Origin of the sequence: Holophaga foetida DSM 6591 (assembly GCF_000242615.2) — a bacterium.
GTDB lineage: Bacteria > Acidobacteriota > Holophagae > Holophagales > Holophagaceae > Holophaga > Holophaga foetida.
Window position 1 is genome coordinate 633,953 of the sequence record NZ_KI912269.1, and the last position, 14,949, is coordinate 648,901.

A 14,949-nucleotide genomic window follows, 5' to 3' on the forward strand; every position below is an offset into this window, starting at 1 on the left:
TCAGGCGGATCATTTTTCTGCCGCCATATCGTTCTGAGCGGGACAGTAAGCCAGGATGTGGTAGCGCAGCCCGGCATGGGTGAATTCTCCCACGGGCTGCATACCCAAGCCCTTGGTGTGCACCTCCATGGAATGGGGATTGTCCGCCGCAACAAAGACCACACCCACCTCAAAGCTTCCCTCCAGTTCCTGGTTGAGGCGAAGGAACATCCGTCGCAACAGGCCCTGTCCCCGGAAGGGGAGATCGATGCAGACGGGGCCGTAGAGGAATTTCCGCTGGGCGGAAAGAGGCTGCCCCTGGAAGATCACCCGATCAAAGGTAGCTGACATGGACCGGATGATGGGGGGGGTGTCACCCCAGTCGAAGCGGGAGGCGCACAGGAGGCCCAGCACCCGTCCCTGATCGCAGGCGACGATGATACCCAGATCCTCCGCCATGGCGGTGATCTGCTCCAGGGAGAACCGGGCGGAGAGGAATCCCCGACTCCGTTCGGCAGGGGACAGGCTCTGGGCGTGGTAGGACACGCTCAGTTCAAGGACTCCGCTGTAATCGGATGGGAGGGCGCGTCGAAGGTCCATGCGCTAGGAGAACATGAGCGGCCCCTCCAAGGGAAATCAGGGGTCGGGGGCGGCCAGAGCCGCATGAATCGCGTCCGCCAATTCCCTCATTCCATAGGGCTTGTGAAGGAACCCGACGAGTCCCTCAGCCACCATATCGGCCACGGACTGGTCGTCGGCGAAGCCGGAGGCCGCGACGACCCGGAGCTCCGGATCCAGAGCCCGGAGCCGCCGGAAGGTCTCGCGGCCCGTGAGACCTGGCATGACCAGGTCCATCAGGACGAGCTGGATTTCAGGACGGCGGGCCTCAAAGAGGCGCAGCCCTTCCGAGCCGTCGGCGGCCAGAAGGACTTCATAACCCATGGAGGCCAGAATACGGGCGGTCGTGCTTCGAATCATGTCCTCATCGTCGATGACCAGAATGGTCCCTTCGCCCCGGTGCTGGACTCGGACTTCCTCCATAGCGGGCTGGGAACAGCGGATGTCATCCACAGGCAGGAGGATACTGAAGGCACTGCCCTGACCAGGCGCGGATTCCACCTGGAGGGCGCCCCGGTGCCCCTTCACGATGCCGTAAACCGCCGCAAGGCCGAGACCCGTACCCTTGCCTTCGGCCTTGGTGGTGAAGAAGGGCTCGAAGATGCGGTCCCGGATCTCGGGGGGGATGCCATGGCCGGTGTCCCGGACGGAAAGCCGGACATAGGGTCCAGCCTCTACCTGGAATCCGGAGGGATCGGAGAACGACTCCCGGAGCCGCAGATCCTCGGTTTCGACCGTCAGCACCCCGCCCTCCGGCATGGCGTCCCGGGCATTGATGCAGAGATTGAGGAGAGCGTTCTCCAATTGGGAGGGATCACCCACCACCTGAGGGCTCCGGGCCTTGAGCTCCTGCCGGATCTGGATGCGCTTATCGATGCTCCGCTCCAGCAGGGCCAGCGTGTCCTGGACAATGCGATGGAGGTCCAGGGCCGTGGACACCAGCTTGCCCTTGCGACTGAAGGCCAGCAGCTTGCTGGTGAGATCGGCGGCCCGCCCACTGGCCTTGATGATGGTCCGCACCAGCCCGTGGCGAGGGTCACCCTCCGGCAGATTTTCCGCCAGAAGCTCCGCCGAGCCCAGGATGCCTGCAAGCATGTTGTTGAAGTCGTGGGCCACGCCTCCGGCCAGCTGGCCGATGGCATCCATCTTCTGGCTCTGGTGGAGCTGTTCCTCCTGGGACCGGAGGGCATCCTCTGCAGCCACCTGCTGGGTAAGGTCGATGGAGATGCCCATGAAGCCTACCCCCTTGCCCTCAGGGTTCTGCACGCGCGCCACCATGAGGTCCATGGTCCTGCGCTCGCCCCCCCGCGCGATGAAGGTCACCCGGCTGTGTCCGGTGGGGTAGAGGAGGGGGAAGCCTTCCAGGATGTCCGCAAACCGGGAGCACGGCAGCCCCAGGGAGAGGAGGCGCTGGCGAGTCTCCTCCAGTTCCACGGGATCATGCCAGAGCTCCGGGGTGTGGAGGCCGATCACCTCCTCCGGGGACCACCCCAGCATCTGCTCTGCGCCCCGGTTGAAGAGGCGCACGATCCCGTGCAAATCCAAAGCCACGATGGCGACCTGGGTGGCGGAGTCCAGGATGTTGTTCAGGTAGCCCAGGGTCGAGGACAGGGATGCGGTCATGGAACGGGCAAGGGCTTCCGCCCGCTGCCGACGCTGGAGGAGCGAACTGGTCAGGGCGAAGAGGAGCCCACTGGCCAGAAGGCCGCCCAGGAGATTGGCCAAAGGCCCCCACTTCTCAAGGGGATGGACAAAGCCTGGCCGGGCCTGGTAATGGACCTTCCAGACCTGACCCCCGGCTGACAAAGGCAATTCCTTCACCAGACCTGCGCCCCCAAGGGGCGACCCAACTTCGGAGTAGACCTCCCCCTCAGCAGCGAACTCCAGAGGAGATCGGAGACTGACAGCCACATCCCTGGGTTCCGGAGGCAAGGACGTAGCGATCAGCTCCTGGAAACGGGAGGACAGGCCGATGAAACCCACCAGGTCGCGCTGCCGCTCCTCTATCGTGGTCGGCACTCCTCCCCTCCGATAGACCGCCTTGAACATCAGGAAGGCCGGAACCTCGCCCCCCGAATCGGTGATCAGCCGAAGCCCCCGGGAGATCGCCACCCCTCCGCTGTCCCGAGCCCTCAAGGCCACTTCACGCCGGACCTCTGTGGCCAGGATGTCGGTCCCCAGGCGTTTCCGGATCTCGATCCCGCTGGGCTCGATACGAACAATCACTGCGTAATGATCCCGGATGCCCTCTGGACGGATCCGAATGGCATCCCCTCCGGCACCCCGCTCTTCGGCCAAAAAGGCCGGGCGCTCCGCTTCCGAGAAAAAGCGGAGGAAGGCCATCGTCTCCGCTCCTGGACAGTTCACATCCAGACGCAGGGTCCTGACCATCTGGCCCCAGGCCTCATGAGTGAAAGGCTCCCGCCCATCGACCCAGGCCTGTCCGGCGTACAGGTTCTGGACGTAGTCCCCCAGACGACGCTGGATGGCGTCCTGCAGTTCCTGGACCCTGGATTCGAAACGCTGTTCCTGGACACGACGGTTATAGCAGTGGTTCCCGATGGTCGCCGCCGCCGTAAGACAGAGGCACCCCGCCAAGACAGCCCACGGAACCCATCGACCCGGGCCAGCAGCCTGTTTCTGTCCCGACCTGTCCATCCAGAACCCCGCTGGCGGTACTATGCAGAACCTCAATATAGGGCCTTGGGATGATCCGACTCAATCCTTGGGGGCGGTTTTCTGCAGGGCCTCCCGCTCGTCCTTGGGCAGCCGCCATATCCAGCGCCCCGTGGCGCGATCGAAGAGGTCGAAGAGGCAGAGCCAGTTCAGCAGACCCGCGACCATGATATAGGTGGCGCCGTATTCCTGGGTCAGGTTGCGGATGGGCTCGGTGCCGGTGCCGCCGAAGAGCCAAGCGAAGAGCCCGTAGATGGGCCCGGCACCGGCGGTGGCGGCGGCCCCAAGGGTGGGCATCCAGACCAGGGGAGCGAGCTGCGGAACGTAGACCCCGCCCTTGGGGAGCCCTCCCCCTCCGTAGTTCAATTGAAGGAAGGCCAGGAGACAGAAGACGGCGTAGACCCCGAAGAAGACCTTGGCCCGCCCCTTCTGGCCCAGCATCCAGTAGCCCGATCCGGGAATGATCCAGTTGGCGAGGATAGGCTTCCAGCATGCCTTCATGGCCTTCTGCTTGCGCAGCGGAAGGGGGAGGCTGGGGATGGGTGTCTCTTCACTCATGCCCCCAGATTAACCGGGGACTTGCGTACCGGGGAGGTGGTCCCACAATGCAGGAGTAATCCGGAGGCACCATGTCCCAACCCAAGATCCGTCGCATCGCTGTCTGCACCGGAGGTGGGGACGCGCCGGGCCTCAATGCCGTCATCCGGGCCGTGGTGATCGCCGCCCTCAACCGCGGGTGGGAGTGCTACGGCATCCGGGATGGGTTCAATGGCATCCTCTTCCCCGAGCGGTACGAAGATGGCGGAGTCCTGCGCCTGACCAAGGAGCGGGTCCGCGGCATCACCCATCTTGGCGGCACCATCCTGGGCACCACCAACCGGGGCAACCCCCTGCACTACCCCCTGCGGATGCCCGATGGAACGATCAAGGATGTGGACCGCACGGACGAGATTATCGAATACTTCGCCAAGAAGGAGCTGGATGCCCTGGTCTCCATCGGCGGCGACGGGAGCCTGACCATCGCCAACGTCCTCTGCCAGAAGGGTCTCCGGGTGGTGGGGGTGCCCAAGACCATCGACAACGACCTGGACAAGACGGCCACCACCTTCGGTTTCGATTCAGCAGTTTCCTTCGCCACAGAGTGCCTGGATCGACTCCACTCCACCGCCGAGTCCCACCAGCGGGTCATGGTCGTGGAGGTCATGGGGCGCTATGCGGGCTGGATCGCCTTGAATGCGGGCATTTCCGGCGGCGCCCATGCGGTCCTGATCCCCGAAATCCCCTACAACCTGGAGAAGGTGGCCGCCCTGGTCCGGGACCGGGACAATGAGGGCCGCATGTATTCCATCGTCTGCGTGGCCGAGGGGGCCAAGGCCAACGGGGAGAACAACGCCCTGGTGGCCAAGGCGGAGGTCGGCCAGGCTGAACGCCTGGGAGGCATCGGAGAGCGGGTCGCCCGGGAGCTCCAGGAACTGACCGGCAAGGAAGCCCGCTGTGTCGTGCTGGGACACCTCCTCCGGGGAGGCTCCCCCACCTCCTTCGACCGTCTGGCCGCCCTTCGTTTCGGAACAGCCGCCGTGAGGGCCCTGGATGAGGGTTTCAGCGGGGTCATGGTTGCCCTGGCCCACCCCAACGTCAACTACGTGCCCCTGGAGGAGGTGGCCGGCCGCATGAAGAATGTGCCACTGGACTGCGACACCCTCCAGACCGCCCGGGATCTCGGAATCATCTTCGGCGATTGATACGATTGACAGGAACTGTCCCGAGGGAGGATGCTGAACCACTTCTCTCGGAGACAATTCATGGCAGTCGGCATCCAGACCGGAGGACTCGTCGATCGCGAACGGCTACGCTTGGCCGTCCAACTGTTGAGGGAGGCGGGCCCCTCCGGCCTCACCAAGCACCAGCTCGCCCGTAAGCTTGGCAGCGTGAGCCTGCGAACCGTGGATCGGGCCATCCAGCTCCTGGAGGAACAGGGGGCGAAGGTTGAGCGGATCCGCTCCGGCCGCCCCTCGGTCATCCACTTCCAGATGAAGAAGGGGCCGAGCTGGGACGAGAGCATCTCCACCGATGCCCGCCTTGCCCTGCGCCTGGCCGCCCTCATGCTCGCCCAGGGAGGGGCCCAGCTGTGGCAGGAGAAGATCGACGCCATTGAGCGGCTGGCCAGCGAACGCATGTCCAGCCGGGATCGCCGGGTCTTCCACCACCTCCAAAGCGCCGTACGGGTCCAGGGAGGGGTGGAGGATCCCGTGGAGTCCCCAGATGTCCTGGAGCCCATCCTGAAAGCCCTGGAGACGGGGAAATCCCTGTGGGTGGAGTACCGCTCGGCGGCCTCAGCCAAGCCCAAGGTTCACGAAGTGATACCCGCCGCCCTCACCCACGATCTCTACTCCGGCGGGGCATTCCTCCTGGCCTGGGAGCCAGGGAAACGAAAGGCCCTGAACCTGCGCCTGAGCCGCATCCTCCAGGCCAAGCCCCAGAAGGCCGCCGTCATGCCAGACCCCGAGGCCATCGAACGCGCCGCCCATTACCAGATCGGGGGCTGGCTCAGCACGGACGAACCCTTCGAAGTGCAGGTCCGCATCGAGGGAGCCAACTGGGTGCAGTCCATGAAGGAGGCCCCCCCCGCCCTCCCGGACTTCGACTTCAAGCCCGCCAAGGACGGCAAGAGCGCGATCGCCACCTTCAAGGCCAACCACCCCTCCGGCCCCGGACGCTGGATCCTCCAGTTCGGGGAGGCCGCCGAGGTGATCGCCCCCGAATGGCTGCGAACCGAGATCGCCGTGCGGCTCAAGAAGGCTCTGGAAAAGTATTGAAAAAGAAGGAATTCCACCACAAAGACACCAAGACACGAAGAAAACACCAAGAAAAGCAGGGGTAAGGATTTCCCTCCTTCCTTCGTGGTCCTTGGTGCCCTTTGTGCCTTCGTGGTGGAATTCCTCTTTCCGCTATTTCAGCCGGATCTGGCACCCCGCCACAGCCAAGTAGGCCTCGTCGGCCACTCTGGTGGTGGCCTGGGCGAGCCAGCCCGCCAGATCCCGGAAGCGGCGGGTCATGGGGTCCTCGGGAACGGGGGACCAGCCCACCTCGTTGCCCACGATGACGATGGGCCAGGGCGCCGCCTTGAAGGCTGCCAACTGCCCCTTCCACGCCTCCAGGATGGCCTCGTCCGAAGCATCCATGCGCCAACCCAGCCACATGGTCAGGCAGTCCACCATCACCCCTGAAGGGGTGGGAGTCATGGTCTTCAGTTCCGCGGCCACATCCCCGGGAGCCTCCAGGGTCCGCCAAGTGTCTGGGCGCTCCGCCTGGTGCCGCCGCACCCGGTCCACCATCTCCTCATCCGATGGATCGGCCTTGTAGGTGGCCACATAGACCCCGAGGGGTCCCCAGCCGAGGGCCATGTCGAGGGCGAAGCGGCTCTTGCCACTCCGAACGGGTCCGGTGACGAAGACAATTTTTCCCATAGCTCCAGGATGCCTGAACATATCAGGATGGAAAGATGGCAAAAGCGATCTCCGTCCTTGGTTCCGCCTCCGATGTTGGCAAGAGTCTCGTTACCGCGGGTATCTGTCGGCTTCTGAAGGATTCCGGCTACGATGTGGCCCCATTCAAGTCCCAGAACATGGCCAACCAGGCCGGGGTGACCCCGGAAGGCCATGAGATGCCCAGGGCCCAGATTCTCCAGGCCAAGGCCTGCGGACTGGATCCCCACGTGGACATGGGCCCCGTGCTCATGAAGCCCGTGAGCCCCACCGGGGCCCAGATCATCGTCCTGGGGAAGGCCGTGGGCCAGCGGGAGGCCAAGGACTATTTCAAGGACACCTCCGAACTGGCCGCCATCGCCATGGGAGCCCTGGATCGCCTTTCGGCGAAGCACCAGGTCATCGTCATGGAGGGAGCCGGGAGCCCCGTGGAGCTCAATCTGTGGTCCCGGGACTACGTGAACCTCCGACCGGCCCGCCACGCCAACGCCGCCATCATCCTGGTGGTGGACATCCACAAGGGCGGCGTCTACGCCCAGGCCAAGGGCACCCTCGACCTCCTCCCGGCGGAGGATCGCGCCCGGGTAATGGGTCTGGTGGTGAACCGATTCAAGGGGGATCTCGCCCTCTTCGAGGAGGGGATTCCCCTCATGGAAGAGGTCTGTGGCACACCAGTGCTGGCGGTGCTGCCCCACCTGGACCACGGCCTGGACGAGGAGGATCGCCCCATCCGCATCCCCGTGGATCAGAAGCCCGAAGCGGGCCGCTTCCACGTCGGTGCCCTCCTGTCCCCCCGGGTGTCCAACACCGAGGACCTCCACCCCCTGCTTTCCGAACCCGACATCCAGCTCACCTGGATCACGGACCCCAAGCTGGCCCTGGAGCAGGACCTCCTGATCCTGCCGGGCTCCAAGGCCACCATCGGCGATCTGGCCCATCACGCCTCTACGGGCATGGCCCAGGCGGTGCGGGACGCCCACGCCAAGGGCACCTGGGTCCTGGGGATCTGCGGCGGTTACCAGATGCTGGGCCGGGAACTCATCGATGAGGCCGGTAGCGAGGGCGGGCCCAACACCTGGGAGGGCCTGGGGATGCTCCCCACCCGCACCATCTTCCGCAGCGAGAAGCTCACCACGGAAAGCCGCTTCCAGAGCGCCTGGCCCGAGGCGGGGCACCCCCTCACGGGCTACGAGATCCACCAGGGGCGCACCGAGGCCCAGGGCGAGGGCGAGGCCCTGGCCCAGGGCGCCCAGGCCGACGCGGGGTGGCGTTCCGGCCACGCCGTGGGCTCCTATCTCCATGGCCTCCTGGCGGAGGATGCCTGGCGAGCCGCCTTCCTCAACCAGGTGCGCCAGTCCAGGGGCCTCGCCCTCCAGCCCATGAGGGCCTCGGACCCCCTGGAGATCCGTATCCAGCGCTGGGCCGAGCACCTCCAGCGCCATCTCCGGCCCGGGGCCTGGGAGAAGATCCTGCAGGTGGTCGGCCCCCGCTGAACCTCCTTTTCGCGGCAATCCAGCCCGGCAGGTGGATTCCCCTTTGCGTTCATCCAGCCCTGGGCCTACCCTATCTGCCGAAGCAGGGAGGGTCCATGACCCAAGTGGCCTGGATGGATCTACTAGACGCTTACGACTTCGCCAACCTGGGCGCCGAGTACGAGCACCGTGCCTACGTCAACCGGGAGACGGGGCGGATCTACTTCGCTTCCGAAGAGGAGATGCTGGAGGATGACCGCCCGGAGGATTGGGAGAACGCTGAACATTTCCTGGAGCTCCCCAGAGCCCAGGACCTGGAGCTGGGGGTCTACACGGTGCTGGACTTCGTGGCCCAGCAGCTCCCCCATGACTACGGAACCGTCTCCAACTTCTTCCAGCAGCACGATTCCTACCGGCGCTTCAAACAGCTGATGGAGAAGCGCGGCTGCCTGGACAAGTGGTTCCGCTTCGAAGCCGATGTCACCGCCAACGCCCTCCGAGCATGGTGCCGACGCAACGGCCTGGAGCCCATTCAGCGGGCCGTGGGGGATTAGGGGCTATCCTGGTCCGATGGAAATCAAGCTGACCAAGGACACCGAGCAGAAGCTGATCACCTCCCTCCGGCGCTACATGCGGGAGGAGTTCGGCGAGGATGCGGGCGAACTCAAGGCCACCCTGTTCCTGCGCTTCTGCCTGGAGGAGATCGGCCCCAGCATCTACAACCAGGCCATCCAGGACGCCCGGGCCTTCATGCAGGAGAAGGTGGCCGACCTCGAGAACGTCTGCTACGTCCACGAGGGGAACCACTGGAAGCAGTCCAGCGGCCGACGGGGACGCTAGGGCCTTTTGGGCGCCACCAGGAGGAAGAGGACCCCCACCGCCGTACAGCCGCTCATGGCGATGGCCATGGGCCGGAGGGTGCCGTCGTGGAAACCGACCACCAGCGCCGAGGCCAGGGCGCTGAAGGCCATCTGGAGCGCCCCGGAGAGGGCCGCCGCACTGCCGGCCTGCTGCCGGAAGGGTTGCAGGGAGAGGGCTGAGGCGTTGGGAGCCACGATCCCCTGGGTCAGGAGGTAGAGGGCCACCAGCCCCATGCACGGCAGGGGAGGAAGCCCGAACCAGCCTCCCGCCAGAGCCAGCAGAAGGGCGAGGAGGAACTGGACCACCAGGCTGACGCGGGTGATCCTTTCCGCGGATATCCGCTTCACCAGGGGGATATTGATCTGGCTCCCCAGGATCAGGGCGGCCGAATTGAGTCCGAAGACCCAGGCGTACTGCGCTTCGGAGAGGCCGAAGAGCTTCATGTAAACGAAAGGGGAGCCCGCGATGTAGGCCAGAAGGCCCGCCAGTCCCCAGTTGCCAGCCATGCTGTAGGACAGGAAGGTGCGCTCCCGGAAGAGCGCTCCGTAGCCCGCCAGCACCTTCCAGGGATGGAGGGAAAAGCTTGTGTCGTCACGGCGGTCCCCTGGGAGGATGCGCCAGGAGGCCAGGGCCAGGCCAAGCGCCAGGAGGGTGTGGAAGTGGAAGATGGAGCGCCAGCCGAAGTGGATCCCCATCCAGCCGCCCAGGGAAGGCGCCAGGATCGGCGCCACGCCCATCACCAGCATCAGCGATGAGAAGATGCGGCTGGCCTCCAGGGGAAAGAAGTCCATGACCAGGGCCCGGCTGGCCACCATGCCCGCGCACCCCGCCACGGCCTGAATGAAGCGCCAGACGATCAGGACTTCGATATTGGGCGCCAGGGCGCAGCCCAGCGAGGCGACGACCAGGGTCGCCATGCCCCACAGCAGGGGCCGCTTCCGCCCGAAGCGGTCCAGGACGGGTCCGTAGGCCAGCTGCCCCAGGCAGATGCCCAGGAAGTAGGAGGAAAGCGAAAGCCCCACCCTGGGCACCGTGGTGCCCAGACCCGAAGCGATGGCGCCGAAGGCCGGCAGGTAGGTATCGATGCAGAAGGGAGCGATGGCCGAAAGCCCACCCAGCAGGACAATCAGGGTGCGGCGACCGGGCTGGGCTTGCGGCAAAACGGACTCCCTACTTCCTCTTAGCCAGAATGGCTTCGATCTGATCCATTATCACATTCATCCGGGCCACCAGGGCGCGATAAGGCGCGGGCGTCGCGAGGTCCACCCCGGCCCGCTTCACCAGATCATAGGGATGGTCCGATCCACCAGCCTTCAGGAGCCCCAGGTAGGTCTCCACGGCCTTGGGCTCGCCCTTCTGGATCTTCAGGGCGAAGGCCTGGGAGGCGGCGATGGAGGTGGCGTACTGGTAGACGTAGTAGTTGTAGTAGAAGTGCGGGATGTAGGCCCACTCCACCGTCACCGTGTCGTCGATCTTCACAATGCCCTGGTCGTGGCCGTGGTAGCGCTTCAGGAGATCGCCATAGATCCGGGTGAGCTTGTCGCCGGAGAGGGCACCGCCCTTCTCCACCTCTTCGTGGATGGCCAGCTCGAACTCCGCGAACATCGTCTGCCGGAAGAAGGTGCCCCGCAGCCCCTCCAGGGCACTGCCCAGGTAGTAGAGCTTCTCGTCGTCGGATTTCGCCACCTTCAGCATGTGGTCCAGGAGCAGGGCCTCGTTCAGGGTGGAGGCAATCTCCGCCGTGAAGATGCTGTAGTCCGCCGTGGGGAAGGGCTGGGTGCGGTTGGCCAGGACCGAGTGGACGCCGTGACCCCACTCGTGGGCCAGGGTGCTGACGGATTCGTAGTCATCGTTGTAGTTCATCAGCACGAAGGGGTTGCCGTCGTGGACGTTGCCGCTCATGTAGGCCCCGGAACGCTTGCCGAGCTGGGGATAGACATGGGTGTAGCGGGCCTGGAGGGCCTGGCTGATGTCCCGGGTGTAGGTGGCCCCCAGGGGCTTGGTGGCCTCGATGACCAGGGCCTGGGCCTCCGGGTAGGGGAAACAGCGGTCGGTCTTGACGATGGCGGGGTAGATGTCCGAGTAGCGCAGCTCCTCCAGGCCGAGCATCTTCGCCCGGAGCTTGAAGTAGCGGTGGAGGGTGGGCAGGTTGGCGTTGGCTTCCGCGATGAGGGTGCGGTAGACCCCCTCGGGGATGTTGTTGTCCGACAGGGCCGCCGCCAGGGTGTTGGGATACTTGCGGACCTGGGACTCGAAGCAGTCGGTCTTGACCTGGGAGAAGAGGGCGACCCCGAAGGAGCGCTCGAACTCCTTGATCTTGCCGAAGAAGGCGTGGAAGACCGCCTCGCGGTCCTCCCGCACCTGGGAGGCCCGGTATTTGGTGTAGGCAGACTGGTCCAGCAGGATCTCCTGTCCGTCCGAGAGCTTGATCCTGGGCCAGGGCATATCGGCGTTGGCCAGGATGCCGTAGAGACTCGAAGGGGTGTCCGCGATGAGCCCCACCGCCGACAGGACGCCCTCGGCCTCTGCCCCCAGGGTGTGGGGGGCGGTGCGGAGGATCTCCTCCAGGGGGAAACGGTAGACCGCCAGGCGGGGCTCCTGGGCCAGGAAGCCCTTGATGCGGGTTTCGCCCAGCGCCAGGATCTCCGGACGCAGGAAGCTCAGGGCCTGGGAGAAGCGCGTGGCCAGCAGATCCAGCTCCTGGCTCCGCTCCAGTCCGGGCGTCAGCTTGGTGTTCTCGTCATGGGCCAGATGGGCATAGGTGTTGAGGCGGATCAGCTCCTTGCGCAGGCCGTAGACATAGTCCAGGGCATCCGCCAGGGCCTGGGGGCTGTCCCCCAGGTGTCCCTGGAGAGTGGCGATCCTGGTCAATCCTTCGGCAAGGTGCTCCTTGGAGGCCTTGTAGACCGCCTCGTCCCTGTAGAGGAGGGAGAGATCCCAGACGTAGGCGGGATCGGCCTTTTTCGGCTCGCCAGCGGTGGCGTCGGGGGCCAGGAAGGAGCTGACACTGAGGAGGCAGGTGAGTAGGGACAGGGTTCTCATGGCGATCAATCCAAAGAAGCGGAGGATTACCCCCACCACGATGTTAGCGGGCGAAGGCCTGGATTTCGGTATTCTTCCGCCAGCCCCCTTGGGCATCTGGCCTCCATGCACCTCCTCCCCCTCTCCGTCCGCGACTTCATTGCCCCCCTGGTGCCCACGGGCAGCCTGGACGCATCGCTCTCCTTCCAGCTGCAGGAGGATGCGGCCCAGCAGGGAACGCGGCTCCACGCCAGGATCCAGAAGCGCCTGGGGCGGGAACAGCCGGAACTGAGGAGCGAGGAGCACCTCCAGTGGAGCTTCGAGCGGCCCGGCTTCACCTGCCTGGTGCGGGGGCGCCTGGATGTCCTGCTCCCGGGAACCACCCAGAACGAGGGGGACCGCCCACTCGCCGCGCTCGCTCTGCGTCCCCCTCGCGCTCCCCACGGGATATCCGGGCAAAGCCCGGACATCCCGCCCATTCTGGAGGAGATCAAGACCACCTACCAGGCCCCGGGCCTATTGCGGAGCCTGGCCGCCGACCCCCTGCACCCCTTCGCCCAGCAGGCCCGCATGTATGCGTGGATCCTGGTCCAGCGGGGGGAAGAGATCCCGACCTGCCGCTTGCGGGTGGTTTCCCTGTTGGATGAGAGCGAGAGTCTGGTGGAGGTTCCCTTCGATCCGGAGGCATTCTCCGCATGGGTAGAAGCCCAGGTGGACGGCCTCCACCAGGCCCACCTGCGGGCCCTGGCCCGGGCCGCCGAGCGTCGGGTGACGGGAGAGGCCCTGCACTTCCCCTTCCCGGCTCCGCGCCCAGGACAAGTGCGCCTGATGGAGCTGGTAAAGCGGGGCCTGGATACCGAGCAGCGCCTCCTCCTCCAGGCCCCCACGGGGCTGGGGAAGACCGCCGCCGTGCTCTACCCGGCCCTGGAGAAGGCGCTGGCGGAGAACCTGCGGGTCTTCTACCTCACCCCCCGCAACAGCCAGCACGCAGTAGCGGAGGCCTTCCTGCGTCGCATGCGGGAGGCGGGTCACCCCCTGCGCTCCATCACCCTCCGGGCCAAGGAGCGGGTCTGCCCCCAGGAGGAGCTGCACTGCACCCCCGAGGCCTGCCCCCGGGCCCTGGGCTACTACGACCGCCTTGCGGAGTCCGGAGCCCTGGAGCACCTCCAGGAGCTGGGCTGCGCCGATGTCGAAGCCATCCGGGAGGAGGCGGAGCGCCACCAGCTCTGTCCCTTCGAGCTCTCCCTGGATGCCGCGCGCCACGCCGACGTCATCATCGGGGATTACAACTACGCCCTCTCCCCCTCGGCCACCCTGGTGCGCTTCTTCGGCACTCCCGAGGCCGAAGCCCGGAACCTCCTGCTCCTGGACGAGGCCCACAACCTCCCGGGACGGGCCGCAGATTGGTTCTCACCGGCCCTGGAGCTCGATGAGCTGGAGGAACTGAAGCGGAAGCGGAAGGGCCTGGGCCGGGGAACACCGGCCCAGATCGAACGCTGCCTGCAGCTGGTGAAGGCCCACCAAGGGGATCACCGGGTGTTGGAAGTGGACACCGAAGCCTTCCTGGCAGAGGAAGTCCGCATCCGGAAGCTCCTGGCCAAGGCAGCGGCCAAGGGCAAGGACCTGCCCCCCTCCCACCCCCTGGTGAATCTGATGCGACTCTGGGCTGATTTCTGCGGCATCCTGCAGGATCGGGATGAGACCCACCTGCTCACCTGGATCCCCGGCAAGGGAGCCGACCAGGGCTGCCTGAAGTTCACCTGCATGGATGCCTCTGCCTATCTGGCGGAACGTTTCCGCCCACTGGCTGGGGCCGTGCTCTTCTCCGCCACCCTCAAGCCCTTCGACTACTACCAGCGCCTGTCGGGCCTGCCCGAGAAGCGAACCAGGAAGGTCGAGGTCGCCTCCCCCTTCCCGGTGGACCACCGCAAGATCCTGCTGGTGCCCCAGATCTCCACCCTCTACCGTCAGCGCGAACGCTCGGTGCCCCGCATCGCCCAGTTCCTGGCCCGGGTCCTGCCCCTGCGGCCGGGCAACTACCTGATCTTCTTCCCCAGCTACGCCTTCCTGGAGCAGACCCTGGCCCAGGTGGAGCTGCCGGGCTTCGAGCTGCGGGCCCAACCCCGTCGGGCCAAGCCCCAGGAAGTGGAGGAGCTTCTCCAGTCTTTCCGGGACCAGCGCAACCAGGTGGTCTTCGCAGTCCTCGGGGGCTCCCTTTCCGAGGGCATCGATCTCCCGGGGGAGGCCCTCATCGGCTGCGTGGTGGTGGGGCCACCCATCCCCCCCTTCGACCTGGAGCGCCAGCACCTCAAGGCCTACTTCGACCGCCACTACGGCCAGGGAGAGTCCTACGCCTACATCTATCCGGCCATGGCCAAGGCCATCCAGGCAGCCGGCCGGGTCATCCGCGGCCCCGAGGACCGGGGCCTCCTGGCCTTCCTGGATGGCCGTTTCCTGGAACCTGCCTTCGCCCGCTGCTTCCCCGAGTCATGGTTCCAGGATCCCCGGGAGGCGGTGTCCGCCTCCATCCTGGCGGACGTGCAGGCCTTCTGGGAGGGGGCGTGAACGGCGGCCTACTTTTTATCTGCGTACAGCACTCCGGCGCTGGCGTAGTTCTCCCGGGGCATCTCGTTGAGGATGACTTTCACGGCGTCCGGCGGCGCGTCCACACAATTCACGACAGCATTGGTGATCTCGGCGACGAGCCTTCTTTTCTGTTCGAGTGTCCTTCCCTCGATCAAATTGACCTGAACAATCGGCATAGCGCCTCCCTGATTGATTTTAGGAATGGGATTGAGACTAGGCCCCGGAAGCCAGGGAGTCAACGGGATAAGAGA

Annotated in this window: 13 protein-coding genes; 6 read left to right on the forward strand and 7 right to left on the reverse strand. The window is 65.6% G+C overall.

All coding sequences use genetic code 11. From position 1 onward, the window contains the following. Positions 1-9 precede the first annotated feature (9 nt). The 3 genes from HOLFODRAFT_RS0218295 to HOLFODRAFT_RS0218305 are packed head-to-tail and all read right to left on the reverse strand — an operon-like array spanning position 10 to position 3,831. Positions 10-579 (reverse strand): GNAT family N-acetyltransferase, encoded by a 570-nt coding sequence (locus tag HOLFODRAFT_RS0218295; RefSeq protein ID WP_005034839.1) that lies wholly within the window; start codon positions 577-579, stop codon positions 10-12. A 36-nt stretch (positions 580-615) separates the two neighbouring features. Then, positions 616-3,255 (reverse strand): CHASE domain-containing protein, encoded by a 2,640-nt coding sequence (locus HOLFODRAFT_RS23655; protein WP_005034836.1) that lies wholly within the window; start codon positions 3,253-3,255, stop codon positions 616-618. Positions 3,256-3,315: 60 nt separating this feature from the next. After that, on the reverse strand, positions 3,316-3,831 hold the full coding sequence (locus tag HOLFODRAFT_RS0218305) for a DUF6677 family protein (protein ID WP_005034834.1): 516 nt from the start codon (positions 3,829-3,831) through the stop codon (positions 3,316-3,318). A gap of 71 nt (positions 3,832-3,902) precedes the next feature. Between HOLFODRAFT_RS0218305 and HOLFODRAFT_RS0218310 the strand changes: the two genes are divergently transcribed. Continuing rightward, the gene (locus tag HOLFODRAFT_RS0218310) at positions 3,903-5,015 is read left to right on the forward strand and encodes a 6-phosphofructokinase (protein ID WP_005034831.1); all 1,113 of its coding nucleotides are present in this window, start codon (positions 3,903-3,905) and stop codon (positions 5,013-5,015) included. A gap of 60 nt (positions 5,016-5,075) precedes the next feature. Then, positions 5,076-6,089, forward strand: coding sequence for a helix-turn-helix transcriptional regulator (locus tag HOLFODRAFT_RS0218315; RefSeq protein ID WP_005034828.1), 1,014 nt, complete (start codon positions 5,076-5,078; stop codon positions 6,087-6,089). A gap of 132 nt (positions 6,090-6,221) precedes the next feature. Here HOLFODRAFT_RS0218315 and HOLFODRAFT_RS0218320 read toward each other — a convergent pair whose 3' ends face one another. Next, a complete protein-coding gene (locus tag HOLFODRAFT_RS0218320) occupies positions 6,222-6,740 on the reverse strand; it encodes a bifunctional adenosylcobinamide kinase/adenosylcobinamide-phosphate guanylyltransferase (RefSeq protein ID WP_005034825.1) in 519 nt (172 codons plus the stop codon). Positions 6,741-6,775: 35 nt separating this feature from the next. On the opposite strand from HOLFODRAFT_RS0218320, the gene HOLFODRAFT_RS22315 reads away from it, so the two are divergent. The 3 genes from HOLFODRAFT_RS22315 (at position 6,776) to HOLFODRAFT_RS0218335 (ending at position 9,070) form a co-directional block, all read left to right on the forward strand. After that, on the forward strand, positions 6,776-8,251 hold the full coding sequence (locus HOLFODRAFT_RS22315) for a cobyric acid synthase (protein WP_005034822.1): 1,476 nt from the start codon (positions 6,776-6,778) through the stop codon (positions 8,249-8,251). A gap of 95 nt (positions 8,252-8,346) precedes the next feature. Continuing rightward, entirely contained in the window at positions 8,347-8,784 is a 438-nt protein-coding gene (locus HOLFODRAFT_RS0218330) for a UPF0158 family protein (RefSeq protein WP_005034821.1), read from the forward strand. A 16-nt stretch (positions 8,785-8,800) separates the two neighbouring features. After that, complete coding sequence (locus HOLFODRAFT_RS0218335; protein WP_005034819.1) at positions 8,801-9,070, forward strand: DUF2164 domain-containing protein; 270 nt, start codon at positions 8,801-8,803, stop codon at positions 9,068-9,070. Here the strand turns inward: HOLFODRAFT_RS0218335 and HOLFODRAFT_RS0218340 are convergent. Further along, positions 9,067-10,251: a multidrug effflux MFS transporter gene (locus tag HOLFODRAFT_RS0218340; RefSeq protein WP_005034817.1), complete on the reverse strand. Its 1,185-nt coding sequence runs from the start codon at positions 10,249-10,251 to the stop codon at positions 9,067-9,069. The two genes, HOLFODRAFT_RS0218335 and HOLFODRAFT_RS0218340, sit on opposite strands and share 4 nt — an antisense overlap. Positions 10,252-10,261: 10 nt before the next feature. Then, positions 10,262-12,133 carry an oligoendopeptidase F gene (gene pepF / locus HOLFODRAFT_RS0218345; RefSeq protein ID WP_043487318.1) on the reverse strand — a complete coding sequence of 624 codons (1,872 nt, stop codon included), beginning with the start codon at positions 12,131-12,133 and terminating at the stop codon, positions 10,262-10,264. A 105-nt stretch (positions 12,134-12,238) separates the two neighbouring features. On the opposite strand from pepF, the gene HOLFODRAFT_RS22320 reads away from it, so the two are divergent. Then, on the forward strand, positions 12,239-14,677 hold the full coding sequence (locus tag HOLFODRAFT_RS22320) for an ATP-dependent DNA helicase (protein WP_005034813.1): 2,439 nt from the start codon (positions 12,239-12,241) through the stop codon (positions 14,675-14,677). An 8-nt stretch (positions 14,678-14,685) separates the two neighbouring features. Here the strand turns inward: HOLFODRAFT_RS22320 and HOLFODRAFT_RS0218355 are convergent, their stop codons facing one another. Next, complete coding sequence (locus tag HOLFODRAFT_RS0218355) at positions 14,686-14,874, reverse strand: 4-oxalocrotonate tautomerase (RefSeq protein ID WP_005034811.1); 189 nt, start codon at positions 14,872-14,874, stop codon at positions 14,686-14,688. Between the last annotated feature and the right edge of the window lie 75 nt (positions 14,875-14,949).

What these genes read in the sequence shown, in the direction of transcription:
- HOLFODRAFT_RS0218310 (WP_005034831.1), top strand. Translation starts at nt 3,903, where the DNA reads ATGTCCCAACCCAAGATCCGTCGCATCGCTGTCTGCACCGGAGGTGGG.
- HOLFODRAFT_RS0218315 (WP_005034828.1), top strand. Translation starts at nt 5,076, where the DNA reads ATGGCAGTCGGCATCCAGACCGGAGGACTCGTCGATCGCGAACGGCTA.
- HOLFODRAFT_RS23655 (WP_005034836.1), bottom strand. Translation starts at nt 3,255, where the DNA reads ATGGACAGGTCGGGACAGAAACAGGCTGCTGGCCCGGGTCGATGGGTT.
- HOLFODRAFT_RS0218355 (WP_005034811.1), bottom strand. Translation starts at nt 14,874, where the DNA reads ATGCCGATTGTTCAGGTCAATTTGATCGAGGGAAGGACACTCGAACAG.
- pepF (WP_043487318.1), bottom strand. Translation starts at nt 12,133, where the DNA reads ATGAGAACCCTGTCCCTACTCACCTGCCTCCTCAGTGTCAGCTCCTTC.
- HOLFODRAFT_RS0218330 (WP_005034821.1), top strand. Translation starts at nt 8,347, where the DNA reads ATGACCCAAGTGGCCTGGATGGATCTACTAGACGCTTACGACTTCGCC.
- HOLFODRAFT_RS0218335 (WP_005034819.1), top strand. Translation starts at nt 8,801, where the DNA reads ATGGAAATCAAGCTGACCAAGGACACCGAGCAGAAGCTGATCACCTCC.
- HOLFODRAFT_RS0218295 (WP_005034839.1), bottom strand. Translation starts at nt 579, where the DNA reads ATGGACCTTCGACGCGCCCTCCCATCCGATTACAGCGGAGTCCTTGAA.
- HOLFODRAFT_RS0218320 (WP_005034825.1), bottom strand. Translation starts at nt 6,740, where the DNA reads ATGGGAAAAATTGTCTTCGTCACCGGACCCGTTCGGAGTGGCAAGAGC.
- HOLFODRAFT_RS0218305 (WP_005034834.1), bottom strand. Translation starts at nt 3,831, where the DNA reads ATGAGTGAAGAGACACCCATCCCCAGCCTCCCCCTTCCGCTGCGCAAG.
- HOLFODRAFT_RS22320 (WP_005034813.1), top strand. Translation starts at nt 12,239, where the DNA reads ATGCACCTCCTCCCCCTCTCCGTCCGCGACTTCATTGCCCCCCTGGTG.
- HOLFODRAFT_RS22315 (WP_005034822.1), top strand. Translation starts at nt 6,776, where the DNA reads ATGGCAAAAGCGATCTCCGTCCTTGGTTCCGCCTCCGATGTTGGCAAG.